The 15076-nt window shown below is 70.4% G+C and carries 15 protein-coding genes and 1 pseudogene; 1 reads left to right on the top strand and 15 read right to left on the bottom strand.

What is annotated here, in order from left to right; translation table 11 throughout:
• Positions 1–42: 42 nt before the first annotated feature.
• Genes BRW65_RS24510 through BRW65_RS24495 form a run of 4 tightly spaced genes read right to left on the bottom strand, consistent with a single transcriptional unit; the run spans position 43 to position 3168 of the window.
• Positions 43–786 (bottom strand): pseudouridine synthase, encoded by a 744-nt coding sequence (locus BRW65_RS24510; RefSeq protein WP_073879038.1) that lies wholly within the window; start codon positions 784–786, stop codon positions 43–45.
• The gene (scpB, locus tag BRW65_RS24505) at positions 786–1493 is read right to left on the bottom strand and encodes an SMC-Scp complex subunit ScpB (protein ID WP_073879133.1); all 708 of its coding nucleotides are present in this window, start codon (positions 1491–1493) and stop codon (positions 786–788) included. Before scpB ends, BRW65_RS24510 begins: the two co-directional genes overlap by 1 nt.
• On the bottom strand, positions 1493–2308 hold the full coding sequence (locus tag BRW65_RS24500; RefSeq protein ID WP_073879036.1) for a segregation/condensation protein A: 816 nt from the start codon (positions 2306–2308) through the stop codon (positions 1493–1495). Before BRW65_RS24500 ends, scpB begins: the two co-directional genes overlap by 1 nt.
• A complete protein-coding gene (locus BRW65_RS24495; RefSeq protein WP_073879034.1) occupies positions 2305–3168 on the bottom strand; it encodes a ParA family protein in 864 nt (287 codons plus the stop codon). The genes BRW65_RS24500 and BRW65_RS24495 overlap by 4 nt, the downstream gene beginning before the upstream one ends.
• 220 nt (positions 3169–3388) lie before the next feature.
• Between BRW65_RS24495 and BRW65_RS24490 the strand changes: the two genes are divergently transcribed.
• Positions 3389–4141 carry an O-methyltransferase gene (locus BRW65_RS24490; RefSeq protein ID WP_073879032.1) on the top strand — a complete coding sequence of 251 codons (753 nt, stop codon included), beginning with the start codon at positions 3389–3391 and terminating at the stop codon, positions 4139–4141.
• A 12-nt stretch (positions 4142–4153) separates the two neighbouring features.
• Here the strand turns inward: BRW65_RS24490 and xerD are convergent, their stop codons facing one another.
• From xerD to BRW65_RS24435, 11 genes and pseudogenes are all read right to left on the bottom strand, one after another.
• Complete coding sequence (gene xerD, locus BRW65_RS24485) at positions 4154–5095, bottom strand: site-specific tyrosine recombinase XerD (RefSeq protein WP_073879030.1); 942 nt, start codon at positions 5093–5095, stop codon at positions 4154–4156.
• Positions 5092–5715: an NUDIX domain-containing protein gene (locus BRW65_RS24480; protein WP_073879028.1), complete on the bottom strand. Its 624-nt coding sequence runs from the start codon at positions 5713–5715 to the stop codon at positions 5092–5094. The genes xerD and BRW65_RS24480 overlap by 4 nt, the downstream gene beginning before the upstream one ends.
• The gene (locus BRW65_RS24475; protein ID WP_073879026.1) at positions 5708–7459 is read right to left on the bottom strand and encodes a CTP synthase; all 1752 of its coding nucleotides are present in this window, start codon (positions 7457–7459) and stop codon (positions 5708–5710) included. Before BRW65_RS24475 ends, BRW65_RS24480 begins: the two co-directional genes overlap by 8 nt.
• A 122-nt stretch (positions 7460–7581) precedes the next feature.
• A complete protein-coding gene (locus tag BRW65_RS24470) occupies positions 7582–8526 on the bottom strand; it encodes a copper transporter (protein ID WP_073879024.1) in 945 nt (314 codons plus the stop codon).
• 9 nt (positions 8527–8535) lie between these two features.
• Positions 8536–9717: a putative cytokinetic ring protein SteA gene (gene steA / locus BRW65_RS24465; protein WP_073879022.1), complete on the bottom strand. Its 1182-nt coding sequence runs from the start codon at positions 9715–9717 to the stop codon at positions 8536–8538.
• A gap of 218 nt (positions 9718–9935) precedes the next feature.
• Entirely contained in the window at positions 9936–11693 is a 1758-nt protein-coding gene (recN, locus tag BRW65_RS24460) for a DNA repair protein RecN (protein WP_073879020.1), read from the bottom strand.
• Positions 11694–12626, bottom strand: a complete 933-nt coding sequence (locus BRW65_RS24455) for an NAD kinase (RefSeq protein WP_073879018.1) — start codon at positions 12624–12626, stop codon at positions 11694–11696.
• Entirely contained in the window at positions 12623–13426 is an 804-nt protein-coding gene (locus tag BRW65_RS24450; RefSeq protein ID WP_073879016.1) for a TlyA family RNA methyltransferase, read from the bottom strand. The genes BRW65_RS24455 and BRW65_RS24450 overlap by 4 nt, the downstream gene beginning before the upstream one ends.
• Before the next feature lie 8 nt (positions 13427–13434).
• Complete coding sequence (locus tag BRW65_RS24445; protein ID WP_073879014.1) at positions 13435–13620, bottom strand: hypothetical protein; 186 nt, start codon at positions 13618–13620, stop codon at positions 13435–13437.
• 23 nt (positions 13621–13643) lie between these two features.
• The gene (locus tag BRW65_RS24440) at positions 13644–14654 is read right to left on the bottom strand and encodes an HAD-IIA family hydrolase (protein ID WP_073879012.1); all 1011 of its coding nucleotides are present in this window, start codon (positions 14652–14654) and stop codon (positions 13644–13646) included.
• 1 nt (position 14655) lies between these two features.
• Positions 14656–15076 (bottom strand): annotated as a pseudogene (locus tag BRW65_RS24435) (tetratricopeptide repeat protein); the annotation flags it as partial.

Raw genomic sequence — 15076 nt, 5'->3', positions numbered from 1 at the left:
CTCCACTCCCGTCACTCACTGCGTTCGTTCCGCTCGCTTCGCTCACAGCCCGACCGCCTTGTACAGCTGCCCGACCTCGCCGTGGCTCAAGGCCCGGATGCTGCCGGGCCGCTGCTTGCCGAGCGACACGGGCCCGATGTCGGTGCGCACCAGCGCCTCCACCGGGAAGCCGGCGGCGCCGAGCAGGCGGCGCACGATGCGGTTGCGCCCCTCATGCAACACCACCCGCACCAGCGTCTTGCCCGGGATGGCGTCCACCACCGCGAAATCGTCGACGCGCGCGGGGCCGTCGTCCAGCTCGATTCCCGCCTTCAGTGTCTTTCCCACGCCGCGCGGCACCGTCCCCGTCACCGTCGCCAGGTACGTCTTGGGCACCTCGTGGGAGGGATGCATCAACCGGTGCGCCAGCTCGCCGTCGTTGGTCAGCAGGATCAGCCCCTCGGTGTCGGCGTCCAGCCGCCCGACGTGAAAGAGGTTCTTGTTGCCGCGCACCCGGTGTTCCACCAGGTCGCCGATGCACGGCCGGCCACGGTCGTCCGACATGGTCGAGTGCATGCCCCGCGGCTTGTTCAGCGCCAGGTACACCAACGACTCGTCGAGAACCACGCGGGCGCCGTCGACGCGGATCACCGAGGCGCCCGGATCCACCCGGGTGCCCAACTCGGTCACCACCTGACCGTCGACCTCGACGCGGCCGTCGATGATCAACTTCTCGGCGGCCCGCCGCGACGCAATTCCGGCCTGCGACAACACCTTTTGCAGCCGGATCCCTTCGACCTCCACCATCAATCCTGGTCCACGTCGAACGTCAGCGCCTGGTCGGGCGCCTGACCGCCGGCGAGTTTGATGAAACGCGGCTCGCTGTCCAGGGATGCGCTCAGGTCCTCGATCGTGTCGACGTCGGGCAGCAGCGGGGCGATGTCGGGCAGGTCGGCGAGCGACGTCAGGCCCAACCGCTCCAGGAACAGGTCGGTGGTGGCGAACGTGACCGCGCCGGTGTCGTCGTCGACCCCGGCCTCGGTGATCAGGCCGCGCGCCAACAGCGTCCGCATGACGGCGTCCACGTTGACGCCGCGGACCGCGCTGACCCGCGCCCGCGTCACGGGCTGGCGGTAAGCCACCACGGCCAGGGTCTCCAGCGCGGCCCGGGTCAGCTTGGATCGCGCGCCGTCCAGCAGCAGCTTCTCCACGTACGGCGCGAACCGGGCGCGGGTGTACATCCGCCAGCCCTCGCTGGTCTGGCGCAGGTCGATGCCGCTGTCACGTTCGGTGAGCTCGTCGGCCATCTGCTGCAACCGGGCGGCGACCCGGTAGACGGGTTGCTGCGTGGCCGCGCCGAGCGCCTCGGCGGTCACCGGGGTGTCAACCACCAGCAGCAGCGCCTCCAGCACGGACCCGAGTTCCTCGGGCTCCATGGGAGCGGCCTCGGCGATGTCCGGGATGCCCGCGTCAAGATCCGCGTCGAGATCGACGTCCGCCCCGTTTTCGCTCATCATTCGTCCCGCACTTCTACCAAGGCTTCGCTGGCCGGACGTTCCCCGGTCCATGAAATCTGGAGCACGCCCAGCGGCTCCGACTGGTCGAATGCTACCGCCCGGCTCCGATACAGCTCGAGCAGCGCCAGGAAGCGGCCGACGACCTCCATCGGCGCCTCGCAGTCGGCGACCAGCTCGGAGAACGTCGCCCACTGGCCGGTGCCGCGCGACTGAAGGAAAGCCAGCAGCTTCTTGGCCTGCTCGGGCACCGACACCTGGACCTCGTGCAGGTGCCCGATCGACACCGTCGGCACGGGCCGCGGGCTGAACGCGATCGCCGCGATCTGGGCGAAGCGTTGCGCGTCGACGCCGAGCATGACCTCGGGCAGCAGCTCGGTGAACCGGTCCTCCAGCGACACGGCGCGCGGGTAGCTGCGCAGCGCGGTGGCCTCCAGCTCGGCGAACATCTCGGCGACGTGTTTGAACGCGCGGTACTGCAGCAGTCGCGCGAACAGCAGGTCGCGCACCTCCAGCAGCGCCAGGTCCTCCTCGTCGTCGACCTGCCCGGCCGGCAGCAGCCGCGCGGCCTTGAGGTCGAGCAGGGTCGCGGCGACCACCAGGAACGCGGTGGTCTCCTCCAGGTCCAGCTGGGAGCCGATCTCGCGGGTGTAGGCGATGAAGTCGTCGGTCACCTGGTGCAGCGCCACCTCGGTGACGTCGAGGCGATGGGCGAAGATCAGCTGCAGCAGCAGATCGAACGGCCCCTCGAAATTGGTCAGGCGGACTTGAAAGCCGTTCTTGGGTGGCGCCTCACCGTTCGCGCTGGCCGTCACGCGCCGAATCGGTCGATGAACTCGCGGGCCAGGGCGCGGTAAGCGATGGCGCCGGTGGACCGCGGGGCCCAGGTGGTGATCGGCTCACCGGCCACGCTGGTCTCCGGGAAGCGGACGGTGCGGGTGATGACCGTGTCGAAGACCAGGTCGCCGAACCGCTCCACCACCCGCGCCATCACCTCGCGCGAGTTGACGGTGCGCGGGTCGTACCGGGTCAGCAGGATCCCGCTGATTTCCAGCTTCGGGTTGAGCCGGTCGCGCACCTTGTCGACGGTGTCGGTCAGCAACGCCAGCCCGCGCAGCGAGAAGAACTCGCACTCGGTCGGAATCACCACGCCGTCCGAACACGCCAGCCCGTTCACCGTGAGCAACCCCAGCGACGGCTGGCAGTCGATCAGGACGTAGTCGTAGCGGTCCAGCACCGGGTGCAACGCCCGCCCCAGGGTCTGCTCGCGCCCGACCTCGTTGACCAGCTGGATCTCGGCGGCCGACAGGTCGATGTTGCTCGGCACCAGGTCCATGTACTTGACCCGGGTCTGCAGCAGCACGTCGTCGATCGACACCCGCGGCTCGACGAGCACGTTGTGAATCGTCTTCTCCAGCTCGTAGTGCGGGACGCCCAGGCCCGCGGACAGCGCACCCTGCGGGTCCATGTCCACCAGCAGGACCCGCCGGCCGTATTCGGCGAGCGCGGCGCCCAGGTTGATGGTCGACGTGGTCTTCCCGACCCCGCCCTTCTGGTTGCACATCGCAACGACCTTCGCCGGGCCGTGCGAGGTGCGCGGCTGCGGTTCCGGGATCGCCCGCGGCGGCCGCCCGGTCAGGCCGAGCTCGACGCCGGTGTCCGGCTGCTCGGTCATGGCGGGGGTGTTCGGGAGGTGAACATCGACCGAAAGTCTAACCGGTTGACGCGACGAACCCGGGCGACCCGCAGGCAATTCACCAGCCAATTTCGTGGGATTTGCGCTGGTAGCGCGCCTAATCGCGCTCATCGTTAACAGCAGTCACACCAGCACCACCGGGGAGATGGGCCACGGATTTCAAACTCGACCCCGCGGCCGTCCGCACTACTGTGGCGTCATGGACCTCAAACGACGGATTCCCCTGCTGCGATGGTCGGTCTGGCGGATGGCGACCGGGGCACGCAACATCACCACGACGGGTCAGATCGGCGACGGCCGCGAGGCCGCCGCGGTGGACTACGTCCTGCGGAACGCCAAGGCCGGCGACATCGACGACGTGCTGGCCACCATCGACAAGTTCGCCTACGAGAAGTCGATGCTGATCAACGTCGGCGACGAGAAGGGGCAGCTCCTCGACGCGGCCGTCCGCCGCGCCGACCCGGCGGTGGCGCTGGAGTTGGGCACCTACGTCGGGTACGGCGCGTTGCGCATCGCGAGGGCCGCCCCGAACGCGCGCGTCTACTCCGCCGAGCTCGCCGAGGCCAACGCCGCCAACGCCCGGCGCATCTGGGCGCACGCCGGCGTCGCCGACCGGGTGACCTGTGTCGTCGGCACCATCGGCGACGGCGGCCGCACCCTGGACACGCTGGCCAACCAGCACGGCTTCGCCCCCGGCGGCCTGGACTTCGCGTTCCTCGACCACGACAAGGACGCCTACCTCGACGACCTGCACAGCATCATCACGCGGGGTTGGCTGCGCCCGGGCGCGATCGTGGTCGCCGACAACGTCCGGGTGCCGGGCGCACCGAAGTACCGCGAGTACATGCGCCACCAGCAGGGCAAGCAGTGGAACACCGTCGAGCACAAGGCGCACCTGGAATACCAGTCGCTGGTGTCAGACCTCGTCCTGGAATCCGAGTTTTTGGGCTGAGATTGGCGCGGATCACTGCGCGCGCGGATGCGCACCGGCCCACACCTCGCGCAGCGCGTGCACCGTGACCATCGTGTAGATCTGCGTGGTCGTCACCGACGCGTGCCCCAGCAATTCCTGCACCACCCGGACGTCGGCGCCGCCCTCGAGCAGGTGGGTCGCGAACGAATGGCGCAGCATGTGCGGCGAGACGCCCGACGTGATGCCGGCGCGCTCGGCGGCGTCCTGCAGCACCTGCCACGCGCTTTGCCGCGACAGCCGCCCGCCGCGGGCGTTGAGGAAGATGGCCGGCGTCCCGCGGCCGCGCCGGGCCAGGTCGGGGCGGCCGCGCACCAGATACGCGTCCAGGGCCTGCACGGCGGGCCGCCCTATCGGCACCAGCCGCTGCTTGCCGCCCTTGCCGCGCAGCAGCACGGACCGGGCCCGGGTGTCGATGTCGTCGACGTCGAGGCCGACGGCCTCGGAGATCCGCGCCCCGGTGGAGTACAGGAGTTCCAGCAGCGCCCGATTGCGCAGCGTGAGCGGGCCGTCGGACGAGCTGTCGCCGCCGGCGCCCTCCAGCAGCGCCAGCACCTGGTCGATGGTCAGGCTCTTGGGCAGCCGACGGCCCGGGGTCGGCGGGCGGACCGCGCGGGCCACGTCCAGCTCGGCGAGCCCCTCGGCGGCGGCGAACCGGTGCAGGCCGCGCACCGCGATCAGGGCCCGCGCCGCCGACACCGCGGACAGCGCCGCGGCTCCCGAGTCGGGGTCGCCGCGGCGCAGCGCCACCAGGAACTCGCTGACGTCGTCCTCGCCGACCTTGGCCAGGTCGTGAATCCCGCGGTCCGACAAGTGCTTTGTGTAGCGGCGCAGGTCGCGGCGATAGGAACTGAGGGTGTTCGCCGCCACGCCCCGCTCGATCGTGAGGTGATCGAGGTAGCCCTGCAGTTGGGTGTCCAGGGCCGCCGTCGTCATCGCGCGGCCTTTCGCGCGGCGAACGCCGTCGGCTTATCGGGCCACGGGCTGGAGACCGGACGCGTCATCATGAACTCGGTGGTGGCGACGTGCGCGGCCAAAATCCCGGCCACCGCAATGGCATTCACGATCTCGCCCCTGAACACCTTGTCGACGGCATCTTCCAGCGGAAACCACTGCAGCGTCATGTCGGCTTCTTCGTCGTGCGCCTCGGGCCGGTCTAACTCCGTGAGCCCGGTCGCCAGATAGACGCGCACGGATTCGTCGCTGAAGCCGGGAGTGGAATTGAGGTCGACGAGCACCCTCCAGGTGTCAGCCTTCAACCCCGCTTCTTCGTGCAGCTCCCGGGCCGCGGTCAGGTGCGGCGGCTCGCCGCCGACGTCGAGCAGCCCGGCGGGCAATTCCCACAGCCGGCGCCCGAACGGGTGCCGGTACTGATAGACCATCGGGATGTTGCCGTCGTCGTCCATGGCAACCACGGCCACCGCGCCGAAGTGCTCGACGACCTCGCGGGTGACAACCTTGTCACCCGGCATCCGGACCTGGTCACGACGCAGCGCGAAAATCTTGCCCGTGTACAGCGTTTCGGATGACGCCGTCTCGAAATTGTGCTCAGCCACGGGTGGCGGGTTCAGCTAGCGACTGGCTGACGCCGTCCCGCTGCTGGTTGCCGTTGGAGGCGTGCTCGGGGATCTCTACCGGCAGCAGCTCGCCCGACTGGTAGTCCAGCGCCGCCCCGACGAACGCGACGAACAACGGGTGCGGCCGGGTGGGCCGGCTCTTGAGTTCCGGGTGCGCCTGGGTACCGACGATGAACGGGTGCACCTCGGGCGGGTATTCGACGAACTCCACCAGGTGCCCGTCGGGCGAGGTCCCGGAGAACCGGAGGCCGCTCTCGGCGATCTTGTCGCGGTAGGCGTTGTTGACCTCGTAGCGGTGCCGGTGCCGCTCCGACACCTGCGTCGCGCCGTAGGCCTGGGCCACGATCGAATCCGGTTGCAGCACAGCGGGATACGCGCCCAGCCGCATCGTGCCACCCAGATCGGCCTGACCGGCCACGGCGTCGACCTGGTCGGCCATTGTGGAGATGACGGGATCCGGTGTGTCGGGATCGAATTCGGCCGAGTTGGCCCCGGCCAGGCCCGCCGAGCGCGCGGCCTCGATCACGATGCACTGCAGCCCGAGGCACAGGCCCAGCACCGGCAGCCCGCGTGACCGGGCGTACCGGATGGCGCCGATCTTGCCCTCGATACCGCGGATGCCGAAGCCACCCGGGATCAGGATGCCGTGCACATCACCCAGCGCCGCGGCGGCGCCCGCCGCCGTCTCGCACCCGTCGGAGGCCACCCATTGCATCTCCACCTTGGCGTGGTGCTTGAAGCCCCCGGCGCGCAGCGCCTCGGTGACCGACAGGTAGGCGTCGGAGAGCTCAACGTACTTGCCCACCAACGCGATTCGCACGGTCTCGTGCGGCTCGTGCACCCGGCGCAGCAGGTCGTCCCACTCGGTCCAGTCCACGTCGCGGAACGGCAGGTTGAGCCGGCGCACCACGTACGCGTCGAGTTCCTCGCGGTGCAGCCGCTTCGGGATGTCGTAGATCGACGGCGCGTCGGGCGTGGAGATGACGCCGTCGATGTCGACGTCACACATCAGCGCGATCTTGTTCTTCAGCGCTTCGGGGACGTCGCGGTCGCAGCGCAGGATCAGCGCGTCGGGAGTGATACCGATGCTGCGCAGCGCCGCCACCGAGTGCTGGGTGGGCTTGGTCTTGAGTTCGCCCGATGGCGCCAGATAGGGCACCAGCGACACGTGCAGGAAGAACACGTTCTCCCGGCCCAGGTCGTGACGGACCTGGCGCGCCGCCTCCAGGAACGGCTGCGACTCGATATCGCCGACGGTGCCGCCGATTTCGGTGATGACGACGTCCGGGCGGTTGCCCTCGGCGTCCGGCTGGGCCATCGCCAGGATGCGGCCCTTGATCTCGTCGGTGATGTGCGGGATCACCTGGACGGTGTCGCCGAGGTACTCGCCACGCCGTTCCTTGGCGATGACGGTCGAATACACTTGCCCCGTAGTGACATTCGCCGAGCCGGACAGGTCGCGATCCAGGAACCGCTCGTAGTGGCCGACGTCGAGATCGGTCTCGGCACCGTCCTCGGTGACGAACACCTCGCCGTGCTGGAACGGGTTCATCGTGCCGGGGTCCACGTTGAGGTACGGGTCGAGCTTTTGCATCGTCACATGCAACCCGCGGGCCGTCAGTAACTGACCGAGGCTGCTGGCGGTGAGACCCTTGCCCAACGAGGAAGCCACGCCCCCGCTGACGAAGAGGTGCTTGGTTGCGGATTGCGGGTGCTTTCGCACAGGCGACCTCCGTGAAGACGGGCAGGGCGTCGAATTTTGCTAGCGAATAACTAGTTGGGCCTGCCGACCCACGGAAACCCACCCTAACATCCGCGACCGACGTGTCGCGGCGAACACGCCCGCTACTGGGGCACCGTGATCGACGTCGCGCCGTGGCCGGTGCCGTACTGGCCCGGATGACCGCCGTTGATCAGGTCGTGCAGGCCCAGCACGGCGGTGATCCGTCCGGGCGCGGTGTCGACGTCGTCGACGGTGCTGACCGCCGAGTTCATCGCGGCGTCGGCGCGCGTCACGGCGACGGCGGCACCCCCGGTCGCCGAACCGTCCCGCCCGGCGAGCAGGATTCCCGAGCCGTGCGGCGCCATCGCGGCGGCGAACCGGGCGACGCTGACACCCTGGTTGCCGGCGTCCTGGGGCAGCGAGCCGCCGGTGACGATCAGCGCGGCATTCGCCGCGCCCAGGTGGTCGGTGGGCTGATAGGTGATGAAACCCGTCTCGCGCAGCGCCGCCAGCACGGTGTCGCGCTGGGGCTCGTCGACCGGTGGGACCGCCGGGTTGGAATTGATCAGCAGCGCGATGCCCATCAGGTCGCCGGCCTGCGAGCCCTGGTCGACGAGTTTGGTGCTGAGCTGCTGACCGGCCGGCAGGATCGACGAGTTCACCACCGTCTGCAATTTCTCCGCGGAATTGGCCTCGACGAATTCCTGGGTCAGCGACACGGTTCCGGTCACGGCGCCGCCGGCCTGCCCGACGATCTTCGACACCGAGGCGACGTCGTCGTCCTTGGCGTCCGGGGTGCGGAACACCACCACCGACTTGCCGGCGAGCGCGTCGTGCACCATCCGGCCGCCCAGCTGGATGTCGAAGTTGTTTGCCGCGCTGAGCTTTTCGTTCAGCACGTTCTTCTGGTCGTTGAGCCCGTCGATCTGGGTGTGCAGATCCCGCTTCTCGTCACGCAGGCTGGACAGCAGGGTGTCGGACAGGAAGCCGGAACCGAGCACGACTCCCACGGCCAACGCCAGGAAGACGGCGGCCAGCGATAACGCGTGTTGGCGGAGCGAGATCATGGCGGCGGCCTAGCTCACCAGGTGGGCAACCCACAGGGAGAAGTGGTTCCAGTAGTCGGTCACCCAGTGCAGCACCACGCCGTCGGTGCGCGATACCCACAGGGCGACGATGACGGCGATCAGCATCGTCAGCGCCAGCAGCGCGATGGCGCCCGCCGAGATGTGGTTGCGGTACAGGGTGGCCACGGCCTTGGCGTCCACCACCTTCTCCCCCACCCGAAGCCGGGTCAGGAAGGTGGAGGGGTTGCTGTGCGCGCGCGTGCGATCGAAGAACGTCTCGATGTTGGCGGTGTGGCCGGCGGTGACCAGCAGCGCGGCGCCGTGATGGTCGGCCAGCAGCAGGGCCAGGTCGATCGCCGAACCCGCCGCCGGGAACGTCATCGCCCCGACGCCGAGATCCTGGATGCGCTCCAGGCCGGGCGCGTGGCCGTCGGCGTCGGCGGGCAAGACGACCTGCGCGCCGCACTTGAGGGCGTCGGTGCTGATCTGGTCGGGGTCGCCGACGATCACCTGGGGGCGATAACCCGCCTTGCGCAACACGTCCGCGCCGCTGCCCACGCCGAAGAGCACCGGCTGGTACTCCTTGATGAACGGCTTGAGGGACTTCAGGTCATCCTCGGCGCTGGGCTCGTCGCCGACGATCACCACGTGCCGGCGGCGCAGGTCGACGTCGATGTCGGGGATCCCGATGCCGTCGATCAACAGCGGGCTTTCGCTCTTGATGAACTCGATCGTGTTGCCGGCGAACGCCTCCAGGTGCGCGGACAGGCCGCTCTTGGCCTCGCGCATCAGGTCGGCGATGTCGTGGTCGGTGCGCTCGGTGCCGCGGACCAGCCGCCGGTCGCCCGAATACACGCCGCCCTCGTGCAGGCGGATCTTGGCGCCGTCCTTGACCTTCTTGAAGATGTCGGGCCCGGTCTCGTCGATCAGCGTGACCCCGTTGTTGACCAGCACCTCGGGCCCCATGTTCGGATAGCGGCCCGACACCGAGGGCGAGGCGTTGACGACCGCGGCGATGTCGGCCTCCACCAAGGCGTCGGCCGTGATGCGGTCCAGGTCCAGGACGTCGAGCACCACGATGTCGCCGGGGCACACCCTGCGCAGCAGTCGGTCGATGTTTCGGTCCACCCGGGCGGTGCCGACGAGGCCGGGTCGGGCGGTGTTACGGGTAAGCAGGCCTGACATCTTCATGGGGGCGATTCTGTCGGTGATGCGCGGGCCAGGCGTGGAGGCGCGCCGTAACATCAGCCTCAGAAGTTGACTAGAGCCCCATTAGTCACAAGCCGATGTCGGAACGGTCTCGCGAGGGTGCGCAGAAGTACGGCTTCCGCGGCGTGTCCCTGTTCAGACACGCACGCTCGCAAGTGGGCGGCCCCGCCAGCGCCCCCGGGCCTCACGGGGGTCCGACGTCAGATTTCGTCCTTCTGGGCCGCGTCGAGCAGTTCGCGGGCGTGCGCGCGGCCGCTGTCGGACTCGCCGAGCCCGGCCAGCATCCGCGCCAGTTCGGCGACCCGCTCGTCGCCGCTGACCCGCCGCACCACGCTGGTCCCCTTGGGCCCGGCGCTGTGCACCACCAGGTGCACGTCGGCATACGCCGCGACCTGCGGCAGGTGGGTGACCACGATGACCTGATGGGTGCGGGCCAGCCGCGCCAGCCGCCGCCCGATCTGCACCGCGGCCCGCCCGCCGACACCGGCGTCGACCTCGTCGAACACCATCGTGGTGCCCGCGGCCGAGGCGGCCAGCACCACCTCCAGCGCCAGCATCACCCGGGACAGCTCGCCACCGGAGGTGCTCTTGGCCAGCGGAAGCTGGTCCATGCCGCGGTGCGCCGCGAAACCGAACTCGACCTGATCGACGCCGTCGGCGCCGGCGCGGGCCAGCTCGCCCGACGGCAGCACCAGCGCGGCGGGGTCGTCCTTGTCGGCGGCGACGTCGTTGCTGACGTCGATGCTGAACTGGGCGTCGGCCATCGCCAGGCCGGACAGCTCCGCGGTGACCTCCTTGGCGAGCCGCTTGGCGGCCTTACGCCGAATGCCGCTGAGATCGATTGCGGCATCAGCCAATTCGCGTGCCAGCTCGTCGGCCCGGGCCGCCAGCGCCTGCAGGCCCTCCTCGGAGACGTCGAGCTGGGCCAGGCGCTGTCGCGACTCCCTGGCCCACTGCAGCACCCCGTCGACGTCCGCGGCGTACTTGCGGGTCAGCGTGCGCAGCTCGGCTTGCCGGGCCAGCTTGGCTTCCAGCGCGCTGGCGTCGACCGGCAGCTCGTCCAGATAGGCGCTCAGTTCACCGGCCGCGTCGGCGACGACGGTGAGCGCCTCACCGACCTGCCCGGCCAGCGACCGCAGCTTCGCATCGTCGGTCGAATCGAGCGCGGCGCGGGCGCGGCCCAGGCAGTCGGCGGCGCTGTGCCCGGAGGCGTCGGTGTCGTCGGGGGCGCCGGTGAGCGCGGCGTGCGCGGTGACCGCGGCCTCGCGCAGGGTGTCCAGCTCGGAGAGCCGCACGATGTCGGCGACCAGGGCGTCGTCCTCGCCCGGTTGCGGGTCGACGGTGTCAATCTCGTTGAGCGCGAACGTCAGCCGGTCGGACTCCAGCGCGAGCTCGCGCATCCGGTTGCGGCGGTCGATGAGGTCGTGACGCGCGGTGAGCCAGGCGTCGCGCAGTTTGCGGTAGCGCTCGAGCGCGGGTGCCGCCTTGGCGAAGCGGTCCAGCGCGCCGCGTTGCTCCTCGGGCCGCATCAGCCGCAACTGGTCGTTCTGCCCATGCAGCGTGAGCAGCTCCGCCGTGAAATCGCCCAACGACTTGGCGGGCACGCTGCGACCGCCGAGATACGCCCGCGACGGCCCGTCGCGGCTGACCGAGCGCAGCGCGATCACGCTGCCGTCCTCGTCGCGTTCGGCGCCCGACGCGTCCAGCATCTCGTCCAGCAGCGCGACCGCGGCATCCTCGAGATCCGTTGTGGTGAAACGGCCCTCGACGACCGCGCGGTCGGCGCCGGACCGCACCCGGGTGGCGTCGGCGCGGGCCCCGCCCAACAGGTGCAGCCCGGTCACGACCATGGTCTTGCCGGCGCCGGTCTCCCCGGTCAGCACGGTCAGGCCGCGGTCGAACTCACCGACCGCCGCGCTGATGGCACCCAGCGACTCGATGCGGATTTCGGTCAGCATCTACTTCCCACGCCACCCCGTGACCGGCAATCGGAATTTGCGCACCAACCGGTCGGTGAACGGCGCGCTGTCCAGCCGCGCCCATTTCACCGGTGTATCGCAACGTCTTACCTCGATCCGGCTGCCGGCCGGGATCAGGATTTCGCGGCGGCCGTCGCAGAACACCAGGGCGTCGTGACCCTCCGCCTCGATCTCGATGGCGATGGTGGCGTCCGGGCTGGTGACCATCGGCCGGCCGAACAGCGCGTGAGCGTTGTTGGGCACCACCAGGATTGCCTCGAGGTCCGGCCACAACACCGGGCCGCCCGCGGAGAACGCGTAGGCGGTGGAGCCGGTGGGCGTCGACACCAGCACCCCGTCGCAGCCGAACGCCGACACCGGCCGCCCCTCGATCTCGACGACCACGCCGAGCACGCCCAGCCGCGGGCCCTTTTCCAGGCTGACCTCGTTGAGCGCCCAGCCGTGCGCGATTTCGCAGCCGCCCGCGCGCACGAGCACGTCCAGCGTCAGGCGGTCCTCGACCCGGTAGTCCTTGGCGACAACGTGGTCCAAAACCCGGTCGATGGCTTCCGCCTCGGCCTCGGCCAGGAAGCCGATGCGGCCCAGGTTGACGCCCAGGACCGGGATCCCGGCGTTGCGCGCCAGTTCGGCCGCGCGCAGGAACGTGCCGTCCCCACCGAGCACCAGCACCAGTTCGCAGCCCTCGGCGGCCTGCGGGTCCGCGTCGACCACCTGGATCTCGACGCCCATCGCCCGGATGTCGTCGGGTGCCACGTGCAGCGAGCCGCGATCGACGGCCTCCGCGGACAGCACGCGCAACGCGATGTCGTTGGCGCCCAACACCTTTTGCACGCGGGCCGCCGTCTCGGTGGCTTCCTCGCGGCCGGTGTGCACTACCATCAGCACGGTGCGATGTTCGGTCCCCGACGTCACTGCGGGCCGTCTTTCACCGCGCGGTGCACCGCCGCCACCAACTCGTCATCCGCCATTCCCGTCTGGCCGCGAAGCCACAAGAAGTATTCGACATTGCCCGACGGGCCGGGCAGCGGGCTGGCGGTGACGCCGGCGGTGTGCCAGCCCAGCTCGCCGGCGCGGCGCGCCACGGCCAGCACGGCGTCGGCGCGCAGGCCGGGGTCGTGCACCACGCCGCCGGCGCCGACCTGGGTCCGGCCCACCTCAAACTGCGGCTTCACCATGGGAACGATATCCGCAGTGGGCGAAGCACATCCAGCCAGCGCGGGCAACACGGTGGCGAGCGAAATGAACGACAGGTCGGCCACGATCAGGTCGACGGCGCCCCCGATCGCCTCGGGCGACAGGTCGCGGGCGTTGGTCCGCTCGACGACGACGACCCGCGGGTCGCAGCGCAGCGACCATGCCAGCTGGCCGTAGCCGACGTCGACGGCGACCACCTCCGCGGCCCCGCGGTCCAGCAGGACTTCGGTGAACCCGCCCGTCGACGCCCCGGCGTCCAGGCAGCGGCGGCCCGCCACCGGTATGTCGAAGGCGTCCAGGGCGCCGATCAGCTTGTGCGCGCCGCGGGACACCCAGCCCCGTCCCCCGTCGTCGGTGACGGTCAGGGCGGCGGTCACGGCGACAGCGGTGCCCGGCTTGCGTGCCGGCAGCCCGTCGATGCTGACCCGGCCGGCGCCGATCAACTCCGCGGCCTGCTGCCGCGATCGCGCGAGGCCGCGCCGAACCAGCTCGGCGTCGACGCGGGCGCGGCGAGACATGCGCGCACTCAGCCCTTCTCCGCCGACTCCAGCGCGGCCAGCAGCACGTCGTGCGCCTCGGACAGGCGGCGCGCAATGTCCTCGAGTTCCGTCAGCGACGGCTCGTTGTCGGGGCTTTCCGGCGCCCCGGGCTCCGGCAGCCGGGCGAGCAGGGCGTCGATTTCGGCACGAATTTCTTCAGGATCGATAGTCATTGCGCTCTTACGCTAGTCACCCGTCAGTCGCCGCGCACCAACGACCAGCGCTGCAACGCCGCGCGGGCGTTGTCGTCGGCGGCCCGGACGTCCACCGGGCGTCCATCCGACGGCGCAGCCCATACCGCGCTGGCGACCGCCCGCACGATCGAGAGCCCGTCACCGTCGTCGGGCCCCGCGCCGCTGACGGTCACCGCCTCCTCGTCGACGTCGACGCGCCACTGCCGCTGCGGGCCGACGGCGAGCTGCTCGCCGTCGCAGTGCAGTGCGCGCAGGTCGTGGCCGATGTAGGTGGGCCGGCGCGCCGGTTCGGCGTACACCGCGTCCCGCGCGGAGCTGACCCCGGTGAGCACCATCAGGCTGGGCAGCTCGGCCGCGTTGGCGCCCTCGATGTCGGTGTCCAGCCGGTCGCCGACCACCAGGGGCGCGCGGAAATCGCCGCGGGCGGCCGCGTCGGTCAGCAGTCCGGGCGCCGGTTTGCCCGCGACCTGGGGCTCGGCGCCGGTGGCCGTGCGCAGGGCGGCGACGAAGGAGCCGTTCCCGGGCAACAGGCCGCGCTCGGTGGGCAGGGTCGCATCGACGTTGGCCGCCACCCACAGCGCGCCGGATCGGATTGCCAGGGCGGCCTCCGCGAGGTCCGGCCAGCCGATGGTCATGGACAGGCCCTGTACGACGGCGACCGGGCCGTCGTCGTACCGCCGCACCGGGCGCAGGCCGACCGCCGCGACTTCGTCGGCGAGCGCGTCGGTGCCCACGATCAGCACCGGTGAGTCCGGCGGCAACCGGCCGGCCAGCAGCCGGGCCGCGGTCTGGGCGCTGGTGGCGACGTCGTCGGCCGTGGCGGTGAAGCCGAGCTCGGTCAGGTGCGCCGCCACCTCGGCGGCGCTGCGCGAGGCGTTGTTGGTGACGAAGAACGCGCGGCTTCGGACCCCGGCGAGCGCCTCCACGGCACCCTCGGTGGGCCGGCGGCCGCGGAACAGCGTTCCGTCCAGGTCAACCAGAAGGCAATCATATTGGCGCGCAACGCTTGCCATCTCAGCCCAGCTCGCTGACCCGGTCTTCGGCGTCGGTGACGCCTTCGACGTCGGCGGCGGCCGAGCGTAAAAACCATTGCAGCGCCTCGTCTTTGCGGTCGAGCGCCAGCAGCGTGTCGGCGTAGGCGTAGAACAACCGCGCCGCCGTCGAGCCCTGCCGGCTGGGGTCCAATTGCGGCGTCGACAACACGGTCAGCGCCTGCCCCAGCTGCCCGAGGTCGGCGCGGGCGCCGGCGGCGACGATACGCAGCTCGTCGGCGTCGTCGCCCGTGAGTTGGGCCGCCTCGGGGCCGCGCGCCAGTTCGATGGCCCGTTCCGGGCGGCCAAGTCCGCGTTCGCAATCCGCGATCAGGGCGAGCAGGTTGGACTTGCTGCCCATTCTGCGGGCGGCGCGCAGCTCGGCCAGCGCCTGGGTCCAGTCG

Source organism: Mycobacterium paraffinicum (genome assembly GCF_001907675.1).
Taxonomy (GTDB): Bacteria; Actinomycetota; Actinomycetes; order Mycobacteriales; family Mycobacteriaceae; genus Mycobacterium; species Mycobacterium paraffinicum_A.
This window is presented reverse-complemented; position numbering and strand designations above follow the sequence as displayed.

What these genes read in the sequence shown, in the direction of transcription:
- BRW65_RS24445 (WP_073879014.1), bottom strand. Translation starts at nt 13,620, where the DNA reads ATGACTATCGATCCTGAAGAAATTCGTGCCGAAATCGACGCCCTGCTC.
- BRW65_RS24510 (WP_073879038.1), bottom strand. Translation starts at nt 786, where the DNA reads ATGGTGGAGGTCGAAGGGATCCGGCTGCAAAAGGTGTTGTCGCAGGCC.
- BRW65_RS24490 (WP_073879032.1), top strand. Translation starts at nt 3,389, where the DNA reads ATGGACCTCAAACGACGGATTCCCCTGCTGCGATGGTCGGTCTGGCGG.
- BRW65_RS24450 (WP_073879016.1), bottom strand. Translation starts at nt 13,426, where the DNA reads ATGTCTCGCCGCGCCCGCGTCGACGCCGAGCTGGTTCGGCGCGGCCTC.
- xerD (WP_073879030.1), bottom strand. Translation starts at nt 5,095, where the DNA reads ATGACGACGGCGGCCCTGGACACCCAACTGCAGGGCTACCTCGATCAC.
- scpB (WP_073879133.1), bottom strand. Translation starts at nt 1,493, where the DNA reads ATGAGCGAAAACGGGGCGGACGTCGATCTCGACGCGGATCTTGACGCG.
- steA (WP_073879022.1), bottom strand. Translation starts at nt 9,717, where the DNA reads ATGAAGATGTCAGGCCTGCTTACCCGTAACACCGCCCGACCCGGCCTC.
- BRW65_RS24495 (WP_073879034.1), bottom strand. Translation starts at nt 3,168, where the DNA reads ATGACCGAGCAGCCGGACACCGGCGTCGAGCTCGGCCTGACCGGGCGG.
- BRW65_RS24440 (WP_073879012.1), bottom strand. Translation starts at nt 14,654, where the DNA reads ATGGCAAGCGTTGCGCGCCAATATGATTGCCTTCTGGTTGACCTGGAC.
- recN (WP_073879020.1), bottom strand. Translation starts at nt 11,693, where the DNA reads ATGCTGACCGAAATCCGCATCGAGTCGCTGGGTGCCATCAGCGCGGCG.
- BRW65_RS24470 (WP_073879024.1), bottom strand. Translation starts at nt 8,526, where the DNA reads ATGATCTCGCTCCGCCAACACGCGTTATCGCTGGCCGCCGTCTTCCTG.